This is a genomic window from Bradyrhizobium sp. SZCCHNR2028 (genome assembly GCF_032380995.1).
Lineage (GTDB): Bacteria > Pseudomonadota > Alphaproteobacteria > Rhizobiales > Xanthobacteraceae > Bradyrhizobium.
In genome coordinates this window covers 48779-69794 of record NZ_JAUHJF010000004.1, presented here as the reverse complement: position 1 = coordinate 69794, position 21016 = coordinate 48779, and the positions used below count along the sequence as shown (strand labels likewise).

Genomic DNA, 21016 nt, shown 5'->3' with positions numbered 1-21016 from the left:
AGGGGCAATGTAGAGCACCAAGGCGCAAGACAGGCAGCGCGCGTGCCGTGTTTCAAAATGCGACGCCGCTGCCTGCCGTCTTAATCCCTGGAACGCTGCTGGAACGAATCGCGTCCGAATCGGACGCCGCATCTGGTGCGCGATCTGTTCACGCTAGATGTCGGACACAATGGAGACGACGCACCACATCGTGAGGAGAAGCCTCCGGCCGCATGCCGCAACCGGATGCTAAAGATTAACGGAGAAGGAGCTCAGGTCCACGGCGTGACCGGGGGCACGTTGTCGGTCGCCGACGGCATCTCGACCGTCTTGAAGTCGGCCGGGCTGACGATCTCCATATATTCCATGTCAGGGGAATAATCGTAGAGGTAGTGCACGATGCCGGGACGCTGGTGCACAACGTCGCCGGCGTTCACCAGGGGCGGCTTGTCCTCGTACATGAAGCGGGCCCAGCCCTTCATCATGATGACGATCTGGAAATCGCAATCATGGCGATGCCAGCCGGTGCCATCCGCCGGCGGACAATCCGGATTGGCCTTGACGAGGTGGCAGATCACCTGCCCGCCGGTGGCGTCGGCGATGCCCAGATCGCGATACAGGAAGAAGTCGCGCAACCCGCCGCCCGTGTAGGCGGTGTCGTCGGGCTTCACGTGCGAGAACTTGCTCACCACTGCATGCTGGTTCATGACGGCCTCCACCGGTTGATCGCGACATCGGCGACCCTTGCGGCCCATCGATCGGCCACAGAGGCCACCACGTCCGAAAGCGGATTGTGCCATGCGAAAACCACGCCACGCCCCGTTTGCAACGCAAAGATCGGCAGGCCAGGCGCGCCATCGCGGGCCGAACCGATTGCCAACAACCGGGTTTTGGCCGACGCCACACGGCAATGGTGACGTGCTGACAGCTCACGCCACGCGCCGCGAAGACGCAGATCCGGCTTCAAATTGAGCAGCACCTGCCCGTGGCATGAGCCGTTCTCGCCGGAGCCGGCGGCTGCAAAGGGCCGCGGGCACGGGCCGCTGACGGCAGGACCCTAGTACTCGACCTCCAGCTCCTCGATCTCCTCTGGCTCGGCCTTGGCGGCCTCGATCCATTGCTGCATCTCCGGCAGCGCCATGATCAGGTCGGCATAGGCCTTGAGCTGCGGCTCGAGCTTCACGTCATAAGTCACGAACCGCGTCACCACCGGCGCATACATCGCATCCGCCATGCCGCGCTGACCGAACAGAAATGGGCCGCCGGATCGGTCCAGGCAGTCGCGCCAGATCGCCCAGATGCGATCGATGTCGGCCTGCGCCCGCGTCCAGACCTTGAAGCCCGGAAAGCGACCCTTGAGATTGACCGGCAGCGACGCCCGCAGGGTCGTGAAGCCGGAATGGATCTCGCCCGAAATCGAGCGGCAATGCGCGCGCTGAATGCGGTCGGCAGGCAGTAGGCCCGCCTCCGGAAAGGTCTCGTTGAGATACTCGCCGATCGCCAGCGTATCCCAGATCGTCGCACCATCGTGGCGCAGGCACGGCACCAGGATCGAGGACGACAGCAGCAGGATCTCGGCGCGCGCCGATGCGTCGTCCGGACCGACCACGACCTCGTCGAAATCGAGCCCGGAAAATTTTGCGAGCAGCCAGCCGCGCAGCGACCACGACGAGTAATTCTTGCTGCTGATGGTCAATGTCGCTTTGGCCATGTCGCCCCTACCCTCTTGTCGCTTTGCCGCTTGTCGTTCGCCCATCGTGCCGCTCGTGCGAGCGGCATCATGCGCGGAGCCGGATACGTCAGAGATTTCAGCGAGCAAGCGACATGCCAGTTTTTCAGGCAAGACTCGGCCACTCTGGCTCCGATATTGCATACAGCAATGCATGTAATGGATCGGACGCGATGGCGCTACTGTACCAAGCCTATCAGAACCACATGGACCTGACCGAGCCTTGGCGCCAGAGCGCGGCAGCCGCCATGCGCTATCTCAACCTGATCCCATCAGGGCTATCCAGCCGCGCCATGCGGCGTCTGTCCGCCGCGCTCGAGCTGATCTCCCGCGCGGCCTTGACCTACGCTCGCCCGGCGTATGGCATCGACAGCGTGACGGTCGGCAACCGCGAGCTCGCCGTCACCGAAGAGGTCACGTTCAAGACACCGTTCGGCTCGCTCCTGCACTTCAAGAAGGACGCTGCGCCGGATCAGCCCAAGGTGCTGTTGGTCGCACCGATGTCCGGCCATTTTGCCACGCTGCTGCGGGGCACCGTGAAGACGCTGCTGCAGGACCACGACGTCTATATCACAGACTGGCACAATCCGCGCGATATCCCGCGCGATCATGGCCGCTTCGGGCTGGAAGACTACACCGATCATCTCATCAGTTTTCTCAGCCAGCTCGGTCCGCGGCCGCACATGGTGGCGATCTGCCAACCGTCGGTCTCCGCGCTCGCGGCCACCGCCGTGATGTGCGAGGACGACCATCCGTCGCGCCCCGCCACCTTGACCTTGATGGCCGGACCGATCGACACGCGGATCCAGCCGACCAAGGTCAACGAGTTCGCCAAGAGCAAGCCGATCGACTGGTTCGAGGACAACCTGATCCACTACGTGCCCTTCCAGTGCAGGGGCGCGTTCCGCAAGGTCTATCCCGGCTTCGTGCAGCTCACGGCCTTCGTATCGATGAATCTCGAGCGCCATGTGAAACAGCACATGGATCTCGCCAATCATCTCGCCAAGGGTGAGGTCGAGAAGGCGGAGACCATCAAGACGTTCTACGACGAGTATTTCGCGGTCATGGACCTTCCCGCCGAGTTCTACATCGAGACCGTGCGCGACGTGTTCCAGGAGCATCTGCTGCCGCAGGGCAAGCTGATGCATCGCGGCCGTCCCGTCGATCCGAAAGCCGTGCGGCGCATCGGCCTGATGACGGTGGAAGGCGAGCGCGACGACATCTGCTCGATCGGACAGACGCTCTCGGCGCAGGACATCTGCACCAATGTACGTGCCTATCGCCGCGTCCATCACATGCAGGCCGGCGTCGGCCATTACGGCGTGTTCAGTGGCAAGAAGTGGAATAACGAGATCTATCCACTGCTGCGGGATTTCGTGCACGTCAATTCGTGAAGCGGCCGCGCTGCACGCGTTGCAGTGTCGCCGACGGCGCCTCCCCGAACTTGTCGCGATAGGCACCCGCCATCCGCCCGAGATGGGTGAAGCCGAGGTCGAAGGCGATGTCGATGATCCGCGCCTCCGGCGGAGCCGCCATCAATTGCGCATTGAGCCGCGCCAGCCGGATGTCGAGCAGCATGTCGGAGATCGACATGCCGAAATGGCGGCGGAAGCCGCCTTGCAGCGCCCGGATCCCCACTCCTGACGACGCCGCGAGTTGCGCCAGATCGAGCGGTTCGGCTGCGTGCGCCGCCAGGAGATCACGCGCCCGGCGGACGGCCTGCGGCAGCGTCTCGACCCGGCCGGAATGCAGCCTGATCGCCTCCGCCAGGCCATTGCCCGGCTGCTCGAACAGAATGTCCAGCAGCGTCTCGCGCCAATTGGCTGCCGCAACCGATGGCAGGCCGCGCCCACCGCCGAGACGCTCGGCGAGGTCGGCGAGCCCAAGCATGTGAGCCCGGAGCCGCGAGCCATGACATCCCGACAGCGCGATCGCGGGATCGAATTCGATCGGTTGCACCGCGCGCCCGGACAGCGCGGCTGCGCGCTGTTCCACGAGACGGCGGTCGAGCAACAGGATCAACTGAGCGCAAGCGTCCCAGACCATGCGCGTGGGCAATGTCGGCGACAGCAGCGATGCTGCATGGTCTGGCGCCGTGGCGACCTCGCCGGCCCCGGCGAAAACCCGCGCGGTCCCCGCCAGCGGAAGCTGCAGCAGGAAGAAGCGGTCGAGACAGCCGGGATCGATGGTTACCGCACCGCCATAGGCGACGTAGTTGATGGAAAAGCCATCGAATGCCGCACAATTATGCAGAGCCAGGAAATCGCGCGCAGTATCGGCCTCCGGTTGCAGCCCATGCGGACAGAAGATGCGGCCTATTTGTTCAGCGGCCTCATCGACATCGTGCGTTGCAACACGGCCATAGGCCGTAAGCCGCGGCTCAGCCGGTGACTTCCAACTACGATCAGCGGCTGCACCTGCAGTCATGGCCTACATCGTCCGTCGAGATCGTTTGAAACCTATAATAATTAGCAACTGACGTCGAGAGATTCGTTTTCTGGATAGACTTGGCGTCGCCCCGGCTTGATCCTCCCATGCGTGCAGCAAGGAGATCCGCCATGATCACACTCGAAAAAGGCATCACGCGCGCAGGTACCGGCTATGCCGGCAAGACCTGGAATATCCTGGGTCAGCTCTATTATCCCAAGGCCGTCACCGACTCCACGTTCGCCTTCGAGACCAACAGCGAGCCCGGGCAGTTCGTGCCGGTTCACGTTCATCCCACCCAGGACGAGTTCATCCTGGTGCAGGAAGGCGTCCTCGACCTCAAGCTCGACGGCGTCTGGGTCAAGGCGAATGCCGGCGACCTCGTGCGCATGCCGCGCGGCATTCCGCATGGCTATTTCAACAAATCCGACAAGCCGGCGCGCGCGCTGTTCTGGGTGTCGCCGATGCAGAAGCTGGAGGCGCTGTTCAACATGCTGGACAATCTCGCCGACCCGGCCGAAGTGGTGCGGATCTCGGCGGAGCACGAGGTCGACTTTCTGCCGCCCGAGGCCAACGACTAGGCGGCAGCGCCGGGCCCGGCGAGCGCTCCTCAATTGTTGCGGTACGGACGGCGCGCGATCATCGCTATCGGCCCGGTGCGCCTGCAGCATGAGCAACGGCTGCGCCTGAACGACATGCGATCGGCGAGATCCTTCTCGCCCTGATTTCGAAGCTGGCTTGTCCGTCGGCATCGCACATCTCGGTCGCGCCGGGCGACCTTCGTCACCATCAAACTCTTGCGGGCTCTTGCGGCGCGGCGGGTGCGCGGCCGCGCGCCCGACAACAAGGAGGTCCCATGATCAATCGAAAGAATGTCTGTGTGATCGGCGCCGGTGTCTCCGGCCTGGCTGCAGCGAAAGCATTCACCGCCCGCGGGCACAACGTCACCATCGTCGAGCGGAGCGCCGATCTCGGCGGCGTCTGGGAGCCCGCGCGATCCTATCCCGACGTGCAGACGCAGAGCCCCAAGGAGCTCTATCGCTACACCGACAAGGCGATGCCGGATCACTATCCCGAATGGCCGAAGGGACCGCAGGTCTATGCCTATCTTGCCGACTACGCGAAGTCCCACGACCTCATCCGCCTGATGCGGTTGAACACGACCGTCCTTGCGATGCAGCGCCGCAGTGACGGCAAGCCTGGATGGAGCCTCGACCTCAAGACCGGAGACCGAACGAGCCGGGAGGATTTCGATTTCGTCGCCGTCTGCACCGGTCAGTTCAACGAGCCGCAGACGTTGTCGCTTGCCGGCGAAGATCAGTTCGCGGCCGCCGGCGGCTTGATCCTGCATTCCTCGAAATACAACGATGCCGCGCTCACGAGGGGGCGCAACGTGGTGGTCCTCGGCGGCTCGAAATCGGCAACCGACATCGCGGTCAACGCCGTGCGCTCCGGCGCGCGCTCGGTCACGATCGTGCTTCGTGAAGCGGTGTGGCGCATTCCCTACTTCATCGGCGGTCTGATCAACTTCAAGCGCATCCTCTATATCCGCGCCCAGGAGCAGATGTTTCCAAGCTGGGGCATCGGCCAGCTCTCGCGCCTTGCCCATCTGCTGGCCAAGCCGCTCGTCTGGGCCAATTGGCGGGGCCTGGAGAGTCTGCTCAAGACGCAGTTGAAGCTCGCCAAATGCAACATGGTGCCGAAGGGCAGGATCGAGGACGGCGTGAACTGCTCCGTCCCGATCGCGACGCCCGACTTCTTCCCGATGGTCGCAGACGGCCGGATCAAGGCTGTCTACGGCACCTTCGGCCACTACGAGCCGAACACCATCGTGACCAGCGACGGTGAACGAATTCCGGCCGACGTCGCGATCCTCGCCATCGGCTACAAGCTCGGGGTCCCGTTCCTGTCGGCAGCCGACCGCGCCAGACTGGTCGATCCGGACGGGCAGTACCGGCTCTATCGGCTGATCGCCAATCCCGATCTTCCCGACATGGGGTTCGTCGGCTTCAATTCGAGCTTCTGCACCGTGCTCTGCGCGGACATGGCCGCCAACTGGCTGGTGCGGTATGCCGACAAACAGCTGGCGCATCAACCGAGCGAGCGCGAGATGCGCGACAACATCGAGATGATGCTGCATTTCAAGCGGATCGAGCGCCCTGCCGCGGGCGTCTATGGCGGACTTTGCGTCGCGCCCTATCACTTCAAGCATTTCGACGAACTGCTTGCAGACATCGGCGCCCAGCGCCGACGGCGCAACCCGTTGGCCGAGATGTTCACGCCGCCCGATGCGGACGCGTATAACGACTTTCTCGCATCCGCGCCGGCCTATCAGGCCGGCTGAGGTGGCGGCGAGCAGCCTCGCCACACTACTAACACAGTGACGCCGCAAGCGAGACGCATTGCAGGGACGGCCGTATGCGCCGACGCCGGCGCTGGCCTTCCTGGCAAGGCCGGGCTATCCAAAGCGCCCCCGGCCTCCAGCCGTTCGCCTCGGAGCCTGCCATGATACTCTCGCCCCATCTCCGCATCATCGGTCTCGCCGCTTCGGCCGCGTTCCTCCTGACCACCGCGGCCCAAGCCGCAGAAGTCCACGTCATGATCTCCGGCGGCATGACCGCTGCGTTCAAATCCCTGGTGCCGGAGTTCGAGCGGCGCTCGGGTCACAAGGTCACGATTGCCTACGGCCCGTCGATGGGAACGACCACGAATGCGATTCCCGTTCGCCTCGAGCGCGGCGAACCTGCCGATGTCCTCATCATGGTGGGCTACGCGCTCAGCGATCTCACCACCAAGGGCAAGGTGATGCCGGATAGCCGCGCGGACCTCGCCAATTCGCCGATCGGCGTCGCGGTCAAGTCGGGGATGCCGCATCCCGATATTTCGAACGCGGAAGCCGTGAAGCGCATGCTGATCGCGGCCAAGACCATCGCCTATTCGGACAGCGCCAGCGGCGTCTACGTCTCCACCGAGATGTTCGACAAGCTTGGCATCAAGGACGAGATGAAAGGCAAGGCGCGGATGATTCCGGCCACTCCCGTCGGCGAGATCGTCGCCCAGGGCGAAGCGGAGATCGGCTTTCAGCAGATCAGCGAGCTCAAGCCGGTGAAGGGCATCGACATCGTCGGGCCGCTGCCGGCCGGACTGCAGAAGATCACCGTGTTCTCCGCCGGCATTGCCACGGACGCCAAGGAGCCGGAGGCCGGCAAGGCGCTCATCAAGTTCCTGGAATCACCGGATGCGCGTCATGTCATCACGGAAAGCGGCCTCGATCCGATCGTGAGGCGGGCGCCGAACTGACGCCAAAGGGTGCCGGCTGAGACGATGGCTCTCCCCCGCCTGTGGCGTGGGAGAGTTCGGCAGGCAGCGTCGGTGCGCCTACTGGGTGAGCAAAGTCGATTCGCTCAGATTGTTGGCGCCGTAGGCTTTCTTGAGCAGGCCGTTCGCCTTGGAGTCCGTCATGAACTTGGTGACGAAGGCCAGCGACTGCGGATGCTTCAGCGGCACCGCAACCGCGGTATCCGTCTTCTTGAAGGTCTCGGCGAGCACCTTGGTGCCGGAAATCTGCTTGGTGATGAGATTCAATTGATCGCGCGCCAGCGCGAGCGCGTCGATCTCGCCGGCGCTGAGCAACGCGTAGACTTCCTCGTAGGACTTGAAGCCGGTGACGGTCGCCTTCTTCAGGAAGGCCTTGGCACCGCGCAGCACGGTCGTGTCGTTGATGGCCGCAACCTCGGTGCCGGCCTGGTCCAGCGCCGCGATGTTGGCGACGTCGAGACCGGCGCGGATGATGAAGGTGGTCTCGACCGAATCGTAGACCGGACCGAACGAGACCTTGGTTTCGCGCTCCGCGTCCTTCGGCATGAAGGCCACATCCCAGACGCCCCGAGCAGCTTCATCGGTGATCGCATTGGAATTCGGATGCTCGACGAACTCGACGGGCACGCCGACCTGCGCGGCCATGGCCTTGCCCAGCTCGACTGGAACGCCTGAATAGCCGCTGTCCGACTTGACGCACCAGAACGCACCGCCGGCGGGGCCAACGGCAATGGCGACGCGAAGCTTGCCCGTCGGCGCGATTTCTTCCTTCAAGCCGGCTGCGCCGGCGGCGTGGCCGGCAAACGTGACTACCGCAGCTACCAGGGCTGCGTCACGCAGCCAGCGCCAAAACGCCATGGCCCTCTCCCATTGGATTGCAAGTTGGATACGAGCCGCACCTTGCCGGGAGCACCGTTAAATACAGCTTACCTCGCTTACGCAAAGCAGCATGCGACGCGCAAAACTTGCGCGTCGCAATTGCGGTTTCAAATAACTCGATACCGAAAACCGATTAAGCGTCGCTTAAACGCAGCGGCGAACCGCGACGCCATTGACGATCACCGTGCGGCACGCCGCGGCCGCCACCGGCGGCTTGCGAACCACCACGGCGCCCGCCGCACCGGCGCAGCCGGCCCGCACGACGCCGCGTGCGCAGACCACGGCATTGGCATCCGACATCGACACGAACGGCATCGCCGCCAGGATGAACAATCCGCACAGCGTGGAAATAATGGCACGTGAGACAATGGCGCTCATCTTCAAACTCCTGATCATGATCTGATTGGTCAAATATCCACCCCGTCGCGACCTTGCCTGGGACTTCCCCGCCCGACAATTGTGACAATTTGGGTGGATCGCGCTCGTATGCATCTCGGATGGTAACCATGGACGGCAGCCGCTCCGCATCAGCGATTGGCCGCGAACTGCGCGAGCATGCCCTTGCAGCCAGGCGTCAGCGCGCCGGCATTGGCCGCGAGGCACTGCGCAATCCGGCCACCACCTGGCTCGATGCCGCTGCACAACGCCCGCGCGTCCGCGCCGCACGCCGCCCTCACGATGCGCAACTCCTCGAGCGGCCGCAGCGGTCGCAGCACCAGCGCCGGCGCCGTCGGTGCAGCGGTGGTTGCCACCGCGGGCGCGGCGACAGCCGCAGTTGCCGGCGCGGCACCACCGCTCGAAGCCGCCATGGCCTGAGCGCAGGGAGCGGACACCTTGGCCTTGTTCTGCTCCAGGCATTGCAGCGCCGCCGCGCCGCCCGGCGGCACGCTGCTGCACACCTTGCGGTAATCGGAGCCGCAGGCACTTCGGATCGCGGCAACCTGCGCCTCGCTCGGCTTGACCGCAGGCGCCGACGCAGCCGGCTTGGCCGCAGCCGTGGCGGACTGGGCAGGCACGGCCGGGACGGACGCGGCCGGCTGCGCCGCGACCTTCGGAGGCTCGGCGGGAGGCTTGCTCGCCTCGGCGGCGGCCGGCCTGCTCTCGGCCGGTGGCGCCGAATCCGGCTTGGCTTGCACGACAGGCTTGGCCTCTGCCGCGGGTTTGGCTTCTGCCGCAGGCTTGGTCTCCGCGGCAGGCTCGAGCGCCTTGACCGCCGTCTGACAAGATGAGGACAGGCTCGCGATGTTCTTCTGCAGGCATTGGAACGCCGCCGTGCCGCCGGGCGGCACGCTCGCGCATTTCGACATGTAGTCCGACCGGCATGCCGACTTGATCGCGTTGCGCTGCGCATCGCTCTGCGCCAGCGCCTCCGTTGCAGCAAGGCCGGCCGCCGCGACCATCCCGAGCACCAGCATTCTCCTGAAGCGATTGATCATCGATCGATCCTCAATGGTGTCGTGCTTCAATCTCTCGTCGCCACCGCGGTCGCCTGCATGGTGGCCAATCAGATCTCATCAGTATCAGCACGCGCATATCGGCCCAGGCTGCGCCGGCAGCGCGTGCCTGGCAATTGGGAAAATTTGGGTGGATCGCATTCTCACTCCGCCGGCGCCTCCCGCAGCGCCGGCTGCGCCGCCGGAAGCTCCGGCGGCAGGATCAGCGCGGCGATGACCGCAACCAGGCAGAGCACGGCGAACGCCTGCAGCATGGTGACGAAGCCGCCGCGCTCATACAGCCAGGCGACCAGGCCAACCGAGGCGCCGGCCGCGGTGAAGCCGACGAAGTAGCGCACCGCATAGGCGCGCGAGCGCCATTCCTCGGCCGTGTATTTGCCGACCATGGCGTCATTCACGGTGACCTGCCCGAACGCACCCATGACGATGCCGATCGAGGCCACGATCAGCGCCCAGTCGCGCGCGTCGGCGGCGAGATACAGCAGCGGCGCCAGCACCAGCGACAGCGGCAGCGCGATCGTCTTCAGCGCGTGGCGATCGAGCAGCCGCCCTATCGTGTACTGCGTCATCGCGCCGAACACGTAGACGCCGGCCGCGATCACGCCGAGCAGCGCCGGGCTCTGCGTCAACCCGGCCAGCCGCTCCGCGAACAGCTTTGGCAGCGCCACGGTGATCGCGTTGAACGTCGTGGAGATCGCGATCACCACCAGCAGCAGCGCGAGCACCACGCGCCACATCTGGTCGCGCGCGACACGGGCCTGCGCCGCGGCCTGCTTCGATCCGCGGCGGTCCTCATGCACGACCGACAGCGCGAACACCACGCCGATCGCCACCGTGATCACCCCGGGTACGATGAAGGCGAAGCGCCAGCCGAGATATTGCCCGACCACGCCGGTGACCAGCGCCGACGAGGCGACGCCGAGATTTCCGAACACGCCGTTCAGCCCCATGTCGCGACCGAGCCGGTCGGCGTAGGACACCAGCATCGCGGTTCCCACCGGGTGATAGATCGAGGCGAACAGACCGATCGCGAGCAGCGCCGCGCCGAGCTGCCACGGCGTCTGCACCAGGCCGACCGAGACCATCGACAGGCCGATGCCGAGATAGAAGATCAGCATCATGTGCCGCCGGCTCCAGCGGTCGCCGAGCCAGCCGGTCAACAGCGACCCGGCGCCGAAGGCGATGAAGCCCGGCGTCGCATAGGGCAAGAGGTCCGCATAGGCCATGCCGAGCGCCGGGCCCATGATGATGACCGCGGCTGCGAAGATCAGCATCGCATAATGGTCGATGAAATGGGCCGCGTTGACGAAGCCGATGACGCGGCGGGCGCTGTTCATGGGAGCTGTCCTCGATTCCTGACGGATCGGTTATAGTCGACGCGACCAACGAGAAGCCGCCAATGACCATCGTGGACACGCCATTGAAGCCGCTCGGCGCCGACCGGGTGACGACCGAGCCCGGCGTCCATCTGATCGCGCGCCTCTATTACAAGGGTGCGCGGCTCGATCCGCACATGCACCGCGAATCCCAGTTGATCTACGCCTCGCGCGGCACGATGCAGGTGACGACGCCGCGGGGACGCTGGCTGGTGCCACCGGACCGCGCGGTCTGGGTGCCGGCGCGCCATGGCCACGCCATCGACATGCTGGCCGACAGCCAGATGCGGACGCTGTATTTCGAGCTGGACTGGCTGAAGCGGGAGACGCGGGGCGCGCGGCTCGACCGCGAGTTCGTGGTGCAGGTCTCGCCGCTGCTGCACCAGGCGATCCTGGCGCTGTTCGCGGCGGACGGCGGGCCCGAGCGCACGGCGCTGCTGGTGCGGCTCGCTTTGCTCGAGTTGCGCCGCGCCGAGGATTCCTCGACCTTCATCCCCTTGCCGCAGGATCCGCGCGCGCGCCGTGCCGCCCAGCTCGTCCTCGCCTCTCCCGCGAGCGAGGAGGACCTGGCGACCCTGGCGGGCAAGGTCGGCAGCTCGGCCCGCACCCTGTCGCGGCTGTTCGCGGCGGAGACGCGGCTGAGCTTCAAGGCATGGTGCCAGCGTGCCCGGATCGCCGCCGCGATCGAGCGGCTGTCCACCGACCGTCACCTCTCCGTCAAGCAGCTCGCCGCCGATCTCGGCTATGCCAGCGTGCCGGCGTTTTCGCATGCCTTCAGGCAGGTCACCGGCCGCACTCCGACCGAATTCGCGGAGCAGACAGGTGCATGACACGCCGGCCGCATATGCGCGCCGCGACGGCGGCGTTGACGATTTGTTATGTTTGAATGTCGCCAGCTTTGCCATAAATCCATGTAACATCGCCTTCATCACGCTCTGGGATTCGACCGACATCAGATGGCCAATGCCTTTTTCACCGACCTGATCACCACAATTTCCGAGCGAGGCCGGACGCTGCTGCGCGGCGGCGGCGCCCCTGTCGAGAAGCACGATGCGACGAGCCTGGCCGAGCTGTGCGAGGCGCTGGTGTCCGGCGCCGGCGAAGCCTCGGGCACGGCGATGGCCCGCGACGTGCTCGACGGCTATCACGATCTCGACCCCGAGGGGCGCAAGGCGTTCTTCACCGCGCTGGTCCATGATTTCGGGCCCGATAAGGCCAGGCTCGCCAAGGCGATCGACGACTGGCGTGCGGCGCCGTCGGACGAAGGCGCGAGCGCGCTGCATTTCGCCTCCGAGCCGCGCCGGCAGGAGCTGATCCGCCGGCTCAACCGCGCGCCGGGCGGCACGCCCGAGCTGGTGGCGATGCGCACCGATCTCCTGGATCTGTTGAAGGCCAATCCGGAACTCGCCGCGCTCGACCGTGACGTGGTGCATCTCTTGAGCTCGTGGTTCAATAGGGGGTTTCTCGTGCTGCGCAAGATCGACTGGTCGACGCCGGCGAACATTCTGGAGCAGATCATCCGCTACGAGGCGGTGCATGAGATCCACGACTGGGACGATCTGCGCCGCCGCATCGATCCGGTCGATCGCCGCTGCTACGCCTTCTTCCATCCGGCGATGCCCGACGCGCCCCTGATCTTCGTCGAGATCGCGCTGACCGAGACGATCCCCGGCGCCATCGCGCCGCTGCTCGCGGTCGACCGTCCGCCGGTGCCGGCCGACCGCGCCCGCACCGCCGTGTTCTATTCGATCTCCAACACCCAGCGCGGGCTCGGCGGCATCTCGTTCGGCAACTTCCTGATCAAGCAAGTGGTGGAGGAGTTGAGGCGCGAGCTGCCGAAGCTCGACACCTTCGTGACCTTGTCGCCGGTGCCGGGCTTCATGAATTGGCTGAAGTCGACGGCCGATGCGACCGAAGAGGATCGCAACGTGCTCAAGCTCCTGAACGAGCCGCGCTGGGTCGAGGACGCCGAGATGTCCGCCGAGCTGCGCCCCGTGATCGAGCCACTCGCCGCGCACTACTTCCTGAGGGCGCGCACGTCGAAGGGAAAGGTGATCGATCCCGTCGCCCGCTTCCACCTCGGCAACGGCGCGAGGCTGGAGCGCATCAACTGGCTCGGCGACCTCTCGTCCAAGGGCCAGCGCGAATCCGCGACCGTGATGGTAAACTATCTATATCGGCTCGAGGACATCGAGAAGAACCACGAAGCCTATGCCAATGACGGCGAGGTCGTCGCCTCCAGCGCGGTCAAGAAGCTGCTGCGCGCCGAGGGCCGGCGGCTGCTGGATATGCGGCTGTCGTCGTAATTGGTCCCCTATACGGCGCATGGGACGAACCACGCGAACCACAAAGTCAGTGTCATCCCGGCGAACGCCGGGATCCATAACCCCAGGACGTGATTTGGGGCGGACTCGTCGTTAGACCTCGCGTCCCACATCCGCCGCGGAGTATGGGTCCCGGCGTTCGCCGGGACGACGCTGTAGGAAAACCGCTTTCACATCTCAAACAGCTGGAGGACGTGCGACCGCGGCCTCGCGGCGCCTGACGCCCGAGTGCTGCGAAACACGTCACCCTCATCAAATACAGAGGGCGCAGGGAAGACCGGGTGCTGGCCGCAACCCATGGCCCCCGTGCGTGAGAAAGTGCACGGGGCAGGAACCACAGGTACGACCGGTGCATTCCGGCCTTCCCTGCGCGATGGTTTGAACGGTGTCCTTCGTGCTCTCCCTGGGGATCGGCGTTCTTGCCCCCATCGCCCGCGCGTGCCGTCAAGCAACGCTTGCGGACTTGACCTCAGCGTCGAGAGGCCAGGACCACACGACTTCTCCGTCCGCACAGACGCCGGTCGTCTACCGACATCTCCACGGCCACCGCATCCCTGCCCCGACGTTCGTGACGACGCGTACGTCCCTCTGCGAAAAGGACAGGACATGCGCATCATTGCTGATTTTCGGAATTTGTCAAGGTGAAAGATTCGGGCGCCGCTCGCGGCGCCCGCCGGGACCTCGGCCCCCTCGTCCTCACGACGCCTTCTTCGCCTCCACGTGCCGTGCAAAACTGTCGAGAATGGCCTGCCAGCCGCCCTGCTGCTGCTCGACTGAATGAGTCGTTTCGGCATCGAAGGCGACGCGAACGACAACGCCATTCGGGCCGGGCTCGAAGTGGACCTCGGCCTTCCGGTCGCCGAAGGCGTATTCGATCAGCTTGTGGTCGACGATCTTCGTGTAGGTGCCGGCGAAGTCGAAGCCCATGCTGCCGTCCTTGGCCTCCATCCGCGACGAGAACGCGCCGCCCTCTCTCAGGTCGACCGTGGCCTTGGTCGTATGCCAATCGTCGGAGGCCGCGTTCCACTTCACGATGTCGGCCGGCGTCGTATAGGCACGCCAAACCTGATCGATCGGGGCTGCGACGGTGGTTTGGACGGTGATCCTCATGATTATTGCTCCAGGTTCGAGTTCGACGGCTCACTGCATGCGTGCAGCATTTGTGTTCGCCCCAAGGACGATCCAGACTGGCCAGTCCCGACAGATGGCAAGAGAATTCTTGCGTCCCGGGGACAGCCCATTGTCGGAGATGTTTGGATGGGGAAAGCCACACGAGCAGGGTTCATCGGCGTCGCAGGCCTGATCGGCTTCGCGCTGGGGGCCGCCATGCTTGGATACGCTGCTCTGGCCATCGGCTTTTTCGCTCTCAGTTTCGCGCCGGGAGGCATTCACAGCGACTGGAGCATCGTCGTGCTGTTGGGCATCGTGGCTGGCGTGGGTCTGGGCAGCCTCTTAGGAACTTGGGCAGCCGTACGGCTCGCCAAACTCCTGCTGAGGGAGAAGCCATAGCAGCGCGGCCGGATGATACGGGAGGGTCTGGAAACGGCCCTCCGTAAAGGAGAAGGCTGCGGGTCTGTGATCAGCGATCCGGCTTCAAGAATTGCGGAACTGATGCTCGACGACTACGTCTACGCCGCGCGACGGACGGACGCGACTGCTTCTATTCCGGCATTGCCGCTCATCGATGTGCAGAACATGCATCAGGGTCCAAAAGCAGGGAAACTTTCGACACCTTGCCGGAAAGAATATCGTCAAGATATGACTTGAATTCGGTGGTGAGATCTCCGAGCCCGAGGATCCGTTGGAGAACGAGCCTGACGTCAGGCCCGGTCGTGTTGCAGATGATCACATCGGGGGGAAATGGCCAAAGCGCCAATTCGATATCTCGCGACGAGATCTGGTCCCGCTCACGCAGATCGACCATCTTCTGAAGAAAGCTGATGAACTCGGACCTGCCGAGTTCGCGCATCGACCACAGGGAGATGGCGCGATGAATGGGGGTCTGCTTCAGGTCAGAAACCAGCCGAAGACAAAAATCCGGATACCGTGCGCTCAGTTGCTGCAGCTTCTTGAAGCTCTTGAGGGTCGGCCAGGGCTTGGGGGGCCCGCTTAGAATGATGCCCAGGATCGGCGATACCGCCGGCCCCAGCTCACCCTCGACGACACCGATCTGATCGACATAGGCCTGGTAGCTGTCTGCCTCGGTTGGACCATTGGTCTCGCGCCGATCGGCCCGCGCACGATCGTCTCCTCCGGCAAGGAGGCAACCGACGCATAGCATCAGACACAAGACAAGGTGACGCAGCGGCCGCACCGGGCGTCGACGCAAGCGGCCATCACGCAATGGCGCTTCGGAACCACGTCGCCGGCTAGTCGACACGGAGCCCTCGTGCGGCCAGGGCCTCGATCAAATACGGACGGCGCTCGTCGACCCACTCGACGCATTGTTCAGGGATGAGGCGGAGGCCGGCATCGACCATGTGCACCATCGGGCGCGGGACCCACGCCAGGATGTAGCTGGCCTCGTGGTCCTCCTGGAGATAAGCTACCCACGTATCCCATGGCGGGACATTGCCGTCCGTGAAGAAGCCGTCCGTCTCGCTAGCGGCGACACCGCAATCGAGACTGCCGTCCGGAAAGAACGCCAGCAGCCGGCCGTGAAAGCTGTAGATCTTCGGGAAGGTGATGGTGCCGCCACCGAGGCGGCAACGCCGCTGCTCGGCGACCGACTGAACCGAGGCCTTGCGCGTTCGGCTGCCGAATTCGGGCGCGATGTCGGCGCTGCGGAATGTCGTCGCGGGCCACCACGGGCGCGGGCGCGAGCTGCACCAGGCGATTGTTTCGGCCAGGTGCGGGATGATCTGGTCCAGGGTGTGGCCGTTTTCGGGATCGAGGTTCATGGTGGGCTCGTGTCGTTCCGATCAATCGTCGAGAACATCAACTGGCTCTGGCCGCCTGTCCAGCGCAGCTTCGCCGAGTCCGTTCATCATTGCTCTCTGCGCCACGCTTGCGCTTCGATCCATAGCCCTGCGGCGGCAGAACGACCTTCACCTCCTCGGGTGTTCGGTGACGCAGCAGCAAATTGGTCGCATGACGTTGTCGATTTTTGACGAAGAGTCTCGTGCATTGCTATCGCAATCCCGCCATCGCCATCGAAATCAATGCGCCCACCAGTTTGTGAAGTTGCCATGATCGTCGTACACGTTCCCGAACTCCCATTGAACGGCGGGACCAACCACCAAATTCATGATTGACTTGATCTTGTCTAGACCGAGACCGATATGAAGACTGAGAAGCAGGAGTGAGGCATCCTCACTGTTCTTTCCCACTTCGTACTTTCCATTCTCAGAAAGAACCGCATCGATCACCGCGTGCACGTCGGACCTATCAAGTGGTCCCTCGATGAAGACGCGAATAGACACTTGCCCGCTTCGCGACACGACCTCGAAGCGACCGGAATTCGGGTCGACAATTCTGACGATATCGTCCAATGCGACATCATAGGCGAACCCAGGAATGCTCCCGATTACATATTCCCCGTCCTGCCGCGTCATTTCCGCGAGCACGACTTCTCGCTTCATAGGCCCGGACACTGCGGCGATCGGCAGGCGTAGCAGCCGCTCCTCCATATCTACTCCCTCCCGCTACGGTCCACAGCTTCTGCTTAGCGATCGCCACTGGTGTTCGATAGGACGGCCATACATTCAGTTGATTGTCTAGCCTACGCAGCAGCTCGCTGCGGCCGCAGCCGCAGCACCGCCGGCGGCAGATTGGCTGCCAGCCATTCCGCAATCACCTTTTGCTTTCGGTGATACGCCAGCCCCACCGCGACCACCGCGATGCCGATCAGCGACAGTGCGAACGGGAACAGCAGCGAGTCCTTAAAGACGACGTCGGCGAGGTGGCCGAGATACATCGTGATGCCCAAGGCGCCGAACACGGCGTAGGCGCGGCGGACGATGATGACGGCGATCGCGAGCAGGCCGACGTTCAGCAGGCAGTAGATCGCCTTGCCGAGCTCGGTGGCGCCTTCGGTGGCGCTGACGCCGCCCCAGAAGGCCATCAGGCCGAACAAGTGCATCCAGAAGCCGAAGTCGCGGCTGTGGCTGGTGTAGTCGACGATCCACGCCACCGCGAGAATGCCGAGGCCGAACCAGATCGAGACGATGCGGCGCATCTCCCAGTCGAAATGGCTGACGTTGAAGATCCAGGGCGTGAGGTCCATCGACATGAACCACAGTGCGACCGACATGATCGCGACGATGAAGGGCACGCGATAGAAGCGCAGCGCGATCGCGCCCGCCGCGATGGTGGCGATCTCCATGAACAGCCAACTGCCCTTGATCCAGACGTAGAAGTCGTGGACCGTGCCGGGCTTGCCGAACTTTCCCCACCAGCCGAATTCGGCCTGGACGCCGTAGACGGCGAGCGGTGCCATCGACACGGCGATAGCGATCAGCAGGCCGCCAGGAACGCGCAGGTCGCGGCGCCAGAGGTGGTCGCCGGCGAAGCCGAAGGCGGCGGCATAGGCGAGCGCGCAGGCCGTCAGGGCGCGGCCGCCCATCTGCGAGAACGCCACGGTCGAGAACAGGCCCATGGCGCCGATGACGATCAGCGCGCCGGCGTACCAGAGCAGATGCGCGGCATCGAATTTGGCGTGCGCCGCGGGACCCGCCTTCGCCTGTTGCTCGAGGTAAGTCAGCAACCGCTGCAACTCGTCGGGCCCGATCGCGCCGGCCCCGGCTGCGGCGCGCAGATCTTGTTCCGAATAGGACATCGTCTTCACCCTCTGTGATCTCGCTGGAGACGGCACGCAGGGGTCCGATCGCGCAAACGCCTGGGACGTCGCGCGTCGGGACCGGTGCCGACGGGGCGGATATGGGTGAGTGTAACGGAATGTGAGCGACGTTCAATATAATTTTGAACGACGCTCAAATATCTACGACCAACGTTCTAAATTACCCATCGCGACGCGGGTGCTAAAGCTGCTTCGACCCCGCCCTTCTCCACACCGTCATGGCCGGGCTTGTCCCGGCCATCCATGTCGTGCGCCTGGAATGTGGATGCCCGGGACAAGCCCGGGCATGATGAGTCCTGGGTTGGCGGTTTGCCTCATCGCTGAGGCCAGAGGTTGGCGGATACGACCACCAGAGGCCCGCAGCGCAGTCGCCTCAATCCTTGAAATACGGCTCGACCGGGCCGTGGACCTTGATGGTCAGCGGGTTGCCGTGGCGGTCCTTGGCGTTCCCTGCGGCGACGCGGATCCAGCCTTCGCTGATGCAGTATTCCTCGACATTGGTCTTCTCGGCGCCCTTGAAGCGGATGCCGACGTCGCGCGACAGGATCTCCGCATTGTAATAGGGGCTCTTCGGATCGACCGACAGCCGGTCAGGAAATGGGGTCGCAGTCGTCTCGTTGTCGCTCACAGCAGTGCCTCGATCTCTTTCTTCAACGCCTCGGGCGTGGTGGTCGGCGCATGGCGCGACACCACGTGACCGGTGCGATCGACCAGGAATTTGGTGAAATTCCACTTGATCGCTGAGCCCAGCAGGCCCGTCTTCTCGCCCTTCAGGAACCGGTATAGCGGATGCGCGTCCGCACCGTTGACGTCGATCTTCGCGAACAGCGGAAAGGTGACGTCGTACTTGCCGGCGCAGAACGCGCCGATCTCCTCGGCCGTGCCGGGCTCCTGGGCGCCGAACTGGTTACAGGGAAATCCGAGCACGGCAAAGCCCCTGTCAGCATAGGCCCGGTGCAGCGCCTCGAGGCCGCGATATTGCGGCGTGAAGCCGCAGGCGCTGGCGGTGTTGACGATCAGCAGCACCTGGCCCTCGAAGCGCTTCAGCGGCACCTCCTCGCCGGACAGCGAGGTCGCGGTGAAATCATAGATGCCGGCCATCAGCCCAGCACCGGATCGATCGGCGACGGCGGCGTGCCACCGGCCTCGATCGCCTCGCCGGCAGCGAGGCACATGTCCTCGCGAAAGCGCTGGCCGACGAGCTGGACGCCGACCGGGACGCGGCCGACCATGCCGGTCGAGACCGTCAGGCCCGGCAGGCCGAAGAACGGAATCGCGATCTGCGTGAGCTGGGCGTGCCAGACCTGCTTGAAGGCCTCCTCGTCCTTGCGGTCGAGCTGATCGGCGAACGGCAGCATGCCCGACACCGGCATCAGCAGCACCGGATGCTGCTCCATGAACAGGAGCCACTGCCGGGTCAATGCAGCTCGGCGCGCGAGCGTCTGCGACAGGTCGAACGGGTGAACCTTGTCGCGGTTGCCGCGCAGGCAGGCCAGCGCGCCGGGGTCGCCCTCCTTCTCGACCGCTGCGAGCTGCGCCTCGTAGCCGTCGCCGAGCCAGAGACGGGTCTGCAGCAGCGCGGCCTCCTGCATCGGCGGCATGTCCGCGATCTCCTCGACGGTCCAGCCGGCGGCTTCCAGCCGCCTGGCGGCATCGCGCAAGGCGGCCACGACCTCCGGCACAGGGTTCAGCCCGTCCGGGTTGACGCAGAGGGTGACGCGCTTCGGCAGCGGCGGGCCCTCGAGCGGCACCGGCATCCACCAGACGTCGCGGACGTCGCGCGCCGACATCGCCGCCAGCGCGATCCTGACGTCGTTGATCGTCCGGGCGAGCGGGCCCGAGACGGCGCTGATCTGCGGTCCGATCGGGCGCTCGGGGAACTGTGTATTGAAGGCCGGGATGCGGCCGACCGTCGGGCGCAGGCCGTGGATGCCGCAGGCGTAAGCGGGATAGCGGACGGAGCCGGCGATGTCGGTGCCATGGCCGATATGGCCGATGCCCGCCGCGGTGGCCGATCCTGCGCCGCCCGAGGAGCCGCCCGGCGTGATGCCGGGGTCGCGTGGGTTCTTGGTATGGCCGTGGATGAGGTTGCTGGTGAACCAGCGATAGGACACCGCCGGGGTGTTGGTGCGGCCGAGCAGCACGGCACCGGCCTTCACCAGGTTGTTGACGACCGGATTGTGTGCCGACGCGATCGCGTCCTTCTGCAGATTGAGGCCGTTGGTGGTGGCGAAGCCGGCCTGGTCGACATTGACCTTGATCGTCACCGGCACGCCGGCGAGCGGCCCCGGATCCTCGCCGCGCGCCAGCCGGGAGTCGATGGCGTCGGCCTGTTGCAGCACGTCCTCGGGGCGATGGTCGATCACGGCGTTGATCGCGGGATTGACCGCATCGAGCCGCGCCAGCGCCGCGGTCGCGGCATCGCGGGCGGAGACCTGTTTCGACTTGATGAGGGCGGCGAGGTCGGCAGCCGGCAGGCGCCAGAGTTCGGTCATGGGGAGCTCCGTGGTGACGGGCCGTTCTAGCGTGCGGCTCGCGCCGGAGAAAGCCGTCCAGGCGCCGTGCTCCGGATAGGCCCATGCAGCAAAGTGCATAGGTCTTGCCTTGGCTCCTCCTCGTCGTGGCCGGGCTTGTCCGACCTGCGCCGCCAATCAATACCGATCCTGCATCGATCGATCCGGAAACAAGCTTGGTCAAGCTTCACAAACGACTTTAAGACCTCAAGCAACAAC

General features: G+C 64.7%; 22 protein-coding genes. 7 read left to right on the top strand and 15 right to left on the bottom strand.

The genetic code is table 11. The features are described from left to right. Window positions 1-251 precede the first annotated feature (251 nt). Window positions 252-686, bottom strand: coding sequence for a cupin domain-containing protein (locus QX121_RS08560; RefSeq protein ID WP_315811672.1), 435 nt, complete (start codon window positions 684-686; stop codon window positions 252-254). 350 nt (window positions 687-1036) lie between these two features. After that, window positions 1037-1690, bottom strand: a complete 654-nt coding sequence (locus QX121_RS08555) for a glutathione S-transferase family protein (protein ID WP_315811671.1) — start codon at window positions 1688-1690, stop codon at window positions 1037-1039. Between the two features lie 191 nt (window positions 1691-1881). Here QX121_RS08555 and QX121_RS08550 point away from each other — a divergent pair, with 191 nt between their 5' ends. Then, window positions 1882-3102, top strand: a complete 1221-nt coding sequence (locus tag QX121_RS08550; protein ID WP_315811670.1) for a polyhydroxyalkanoate depolymerase — start codon at window positions 1882-1884, stop codon at window positions 3100-3102. On the opposite strand, the gene QX121_RS08545 is transcribed toward QX121_RS08550, so the two are convergent. Beyond that, the gene (locus QX121_RS08545; RefSeq protein WP_315811669.1) at window positions 3092-4135 is read right to left on the bottom strand and encodes an AraC family transcriptional regulator; all 1044 of its coding nucleotides are present in this window, start codon (window positions 4133-4135) and stop codon (window positions 3092-3094) included. The two genes, QX121_RS08550 and QX121_RS08545, sit on opposite strands and share 11 nt — an antisense overlap. Window positions 4136-4266: 131 nt before the next feature. Between QX121_RS08545 and QX121_RS08540 the strand changes: the two genes are divergently transcribed. The 3 genes from QX121_RS08540 to QX121_RS08530 all read left to right on the top strand — a co-directional run bounded on the left by QX121_RS08540 (window position 4267) and on the right by QX121_RS08530 (window position 7435). Next, window positions 4267-4716 (top strand): cupin domain-containing protein, encoded by a 450-nt coding sequence (locus QX121_RS08540; protein ID WP_315718048.1) that lies wholly within the window; start codon window positions 4267-4269, stop codon window positions 4714-4716. A 275-nt stretch (window positions 4717-4991) separates the two neighbouring features. Further along, window positions 4992-6479 carry an NAD(P)/FAD-dependent oxidoreductase gene (locus tag QX121_RS08535; RefSeq protein WP_315811668.1) on the top strand — a complete coding sequence of 496 codons (1488 nt, stop codon included), beginning with the start codon at window positions 4992-4994 and terminating at the stop codon, window positions 6477-6479. Window positions 6480-6640: 161 nt separating this feature from the next. Further along, window positions 6641-7435 carry a substrate-binding domain-containing protein gene (locus QX121_RS08530; protein WP_315811667.1) on the top strand — a complete coding sequence of 265 codons (795 nt, stop codon included), beginning with the start codon at window positions 6641-6643 and terminating at the stop codon, window positions 7433-7435. Window positions 7436-7513: 78 nt separating this feature from the next. On the opposite strand, the gene QX121_RS08525 is transcribed toward QX121_RS08530, so the two are convergent. The 4 genes from QX121_RS08525 to QX121_RS08510 form a co-directional block, all read right to left on the bottom strand. Further along, window positions 7514-8311: a transporter substrate-binding domain-containing protein gene (locus QX121_RS08525; protein WP_315738623.1), complete on the bottom strand. Its 798-nt coding sequence runs from the start codon at window positions 8309-8311 to the stop codon at window positions 7514-7516. A 165-nt stretch (window positions 8312-8476) separates the two neighbouring features. Next, the gene (locus tag QX121_RS08520) at window positions 8477-8710 is read right to left on the bottom strand and encodes a hypothetical protein (RefSeq protein WP_315718042.1); all 234 of its coding nucleotides are present in this window, start codon (window positions 8708-8710) and stop codon (window positions 8477-8479) included. A gap of 149 nt (window positions 8711-8859) precedes the next feature. After that, the gene (locus QX121_RS08515; RefSeq protein ID WP_315775940.1) at window positions 8860-9768 is read right to left on the bottom strand and encodes a hypothetical protein; all 909 of its coding nucleotides are present in this window, start codon (window positions 9766-9768) and stop codon (window positions 8860-8862) included. 161 nt (window positions 9769-9929) lie between these two features. Further along, complete coding sequence (locus QX121_RS08510) at window positions 9930-11123, bottom strand: MFS transporter (RefSeq protein WP_315811666.1); 1194 nt, start codon at window positions 11121-11123, stop codon at window positions 9930-9932. A 62-nt stretch (window positions 11124-11185) separates the two neighbouring features. Between QX121_RS08510 and QX121_RS08505 the strand changes: the two genes are divergently transcribed. Both QX121_RS08505 and QX121_RS08500 read left to right on the top strand, forming a co-directional pair. Continuing rightward, entirely contained in the window at window positions 11186-11992 is an 807-nt protein-coding gene (locus QX121_RS08505; RefSeq protein WP_315811665.1) for a helix-turn-helix transcriptional regulator, read from the top strand. A gap of 126 nt (window positions 11993-12118) precedes the next feature. Continuing rightward, entirely contained in the window at window positions 12119-13468 is a 1350-nt protein-coding gene (locus tag QX121_RS08500) for a malonyl-CoA decarboxylase (protein WP_315775937.1), read from the top strand. Window positions 13469-14182: 714 nt separating this feature from the next. Here the strand turns inward: QX121_RS08500 and QX121_RS08495 are convergent. Beyond that, window positions 14183-14596 (bottom strand): SRPBCC family protein, encoded by a 414-nt coding sequence (locus tag QX121_RS08495; RefSeq protein ID WP_315796672.1) that lies wholly within the window; start codon window positions 14594-14596, stop codon window positions 14183-14185. A gap of 147 nt (window positions 14597-14743) precedes the next feature. Here QX121_RS08495 and QX121_RS08490 point away from each other — a divergent pair, with 147 nt between their 5' ends. Further along, window positions 14744-14995: a hypothetical protein gene (locus tag QX121_RS08490; protein ID WP_315796671.1), complete on the top strand. Its 252-nt coding sequence runs from the start codon at window positions 14744-14746 to the stop codon at window positions 14993-14995. A 169-nt stretch (window positions 14996-15164) separates the two neighbouring features. Here QX121_RS08490 and QX121_RS08485 read toward each other — a convergent pair whose 3' ends face one another. The 7 genes from QX121_RS08485 to QX121_RS08455 form a co-directional block, all read right to left on the bottom strand. After that, window positions 15165-15866, bottom strand: coding sequence for a hypothetical protein (locus tag QX121_RS08485; RefSeq protein ID WP_315811664.1), 702 nt, complete (start codon window positions 15864-15866; stop codon window positions 15165-15167). Beyond that, a complete protein-coding gene (locus QX121_RS08480; protein WP_315811663.1) occupies window positions 15856-16386 on the bottom strand; it encodes a hypothetical protein in 531 nt (176 codons plus the stop codon). The genes QX121_RS08485 and QX121_RS08480 overlap by 11 nt, the downstream gene beginning before the upstream one ends. 258 nt (window positions 16387-16644) lie before the next feature. Next, the gene (locus tag QX121_RS08475; RefSeq protein ID WP_315811662.1) at window positions 16645-17115 is read right to left on the bottom strand and encodes a DUF4265 domain-containing protein; all 471 of its coding nucleotides are present in this window, start codon (window positions 17113-17115) and stop codon (window positions 16645-16647) included. 92 nt (window positions 17116-17207) lie between these two features. After that, on the bottom strand, window positions 17208-18263 hold the full coding sequence (locus tag QX121_RS08470; protein WP_315811661.1) for a hypothetical protein: 1056 nt from the start codon (window positions 18261-18263) through the stop codon (window positions 17208-17210). Between the two features lie 394 nt (window positions 18264-18657). Then, window positions 18658-18912, bottom strand: a complete 255-nt coding sequence (locus tag QX121_RS08465) for a DUF3297 family protein (protein ID WP_315718031.1) — start codon at window positions 18910-18912, stop codon at window positions 18658-18660. After that, window positions 18909-19385, bottom strand: coding sequence for a glutathione peroxidase (locus QX121_RS08460; RefSeq protein ID WP_315755283.1), 477 nt, complete (start codon window positions 19383-19385; stop codon window positions 18909-18911). Before QX121_RS08460 ends, QX121_RS08465 begins: the two co-directional genes overlap by 4 nt. Further along, window positions 19385-20779 (bottom strand): amidase family protein, encoded by a 1395-nt coding sequence (locus tag QX121_RS08455; protein ID WP_315811660.1) that lies wholly within the window; start codon window positions 20777-20779, stop codon window positions 19385-19387. Before QX121_RS08455 ends, QX121_RS08460 begins: the two co-directional genes overlap by 1 nt. Window positions 20780-21016 lie beyond the last annotated feature (237 nt).

Coding starts and splice junctions, on each gene's coding strand:
- QX121_RS08560 (WP_315811672.1), bottom strand. CDS start 686: ATGAACCAGCATGCAGTGGTGAGCAAGTTCTCGCACGTGAAGCCCGAC.
- QX121_RS08555 (WP_315811671.1), bottom strand. CDS start 1,690: ATGGCCAAAGCGACATTGACCATCAGCAGCAAGAATTACTCGTCGTGG.
- QX121_RS08550 (WP_315811670.1), top strand. CDS start 1,882: ATGGCGCTACTGTACCAAGCCTATCAGAACCACATGGACCTGACCGAG.
- QX121_RS08545 (WP_315811669.1), bottom strand. CDS start 4,135: ATGACTGCAGGTGCAGCCGCTGATCGTAGTTGGAAGTCACCGGCTGAG.
- QX121_RS08540 (WP_315718048.1), top strand. CDS start 4,267: ATGATCACACTCGAAAAAGGCATCACGCGCGCAGGTACCGGCTATGCC.
- QX121_RS08535 (WP_315811668.1), top strand. CDS start 4,992: ATGATCAATCGAAAGAATGTCTGTGTGATCGGCGCCGGTGTCTCCGGC.
- QX121_RS08530 (WP_315811667.1), top strand. CDS start 6,641: ATGATACTCTCGCCCCATCTCCGCATCATCGGTCTCGCCGCTTCGGCC.
- QX121_RS08525 (WP_315738623.1), bottom strand. CDS start 8,311: ATGGCGTTTTGGCGCTGGCTGCGTGACGCAGCCCTGGTAGCTGCGGTA.
- QX121_RS08520 (WP_315718042.1), bottom strand. CDS start 8,710: ATGAGCGCCATTGTCTCACGTGCCATTATTTCCACGCTGTGCGGATTG.
- QX121_RS08515 (WP_315775940.1), bottom strand. CDS start 9,768: ATGATCAATCGCTTCAGGAGAATGCTGGTGCTCGGGATGGTCGCGGCG.
- QX121_RS08510 (WP_315811666.1), bottom strand. CDS start 11,123: ATGAACAGCGCCCGCCGCGTCATCGGCTTCGTCAACGCGGCCCATTTC.
- QX121_RS08505 (WP_315811665.1), top strand. CDS start 11,186: ATGACCATCGTGGACACGCCATTGAAGCCGCTCGGCGCCGACCGGGTG.
- QX121_RS08500 (WP_315775937.1), top strand. CDS start 12,119: ATGGCCAATGCCTTTTTCACCGACCTGATCACCACAATTTCCGAGCGA.
- QX121_RS08495 (WP_315796672.1), bottom strand. CDS start 14,596: ATGAGGATCACCGTCCAAACCACCGTCGCAGCCCCGATCGATCAGGTT.
- QX121_RS08490 (WP_315796671.1), top strand. CDS start 14,744: ATGGGGAAAGCCACACGAGCAGGGTTCATCGGCGTCGCAGGCCTGATC.
- QX121_RS08480 (WP_315811663.1), bottom strand. CDS start 16,386: ATGAACCTCGATCCCGAAAACGGCCACACCCTGGACCAGATCATCCCG.
- QX121_RS08475 (WP_315811662.1), bottom strand. CDS start 17,115: ATGGAGGAGCGGCTGCTACGCCTGCCGATCGCCGCAGTGTCCGGGCCT.
- QX121_RS08470 (WP_315811661.1), bottom strand. CDS start 18,263: ATGTCCTATTCGGAACAAGATCTGCGCGCCGCAGCCGGGGCCGGCGCG.
- QX121_RS08460 (WP_315755283.1), bottom strand. CDS start 19,385: ATGGCCGGCATCTATGATTTCACCGCGACCTCGCTGTCCGGCGAGGAG.
- QX121_RS08455 (WP_315811660.1), bottom strand. CDS start 20,779: ATGACCGAACTCTGGCGCCTGCCGGCTGCCGACCTCGCCGCCCTCATC.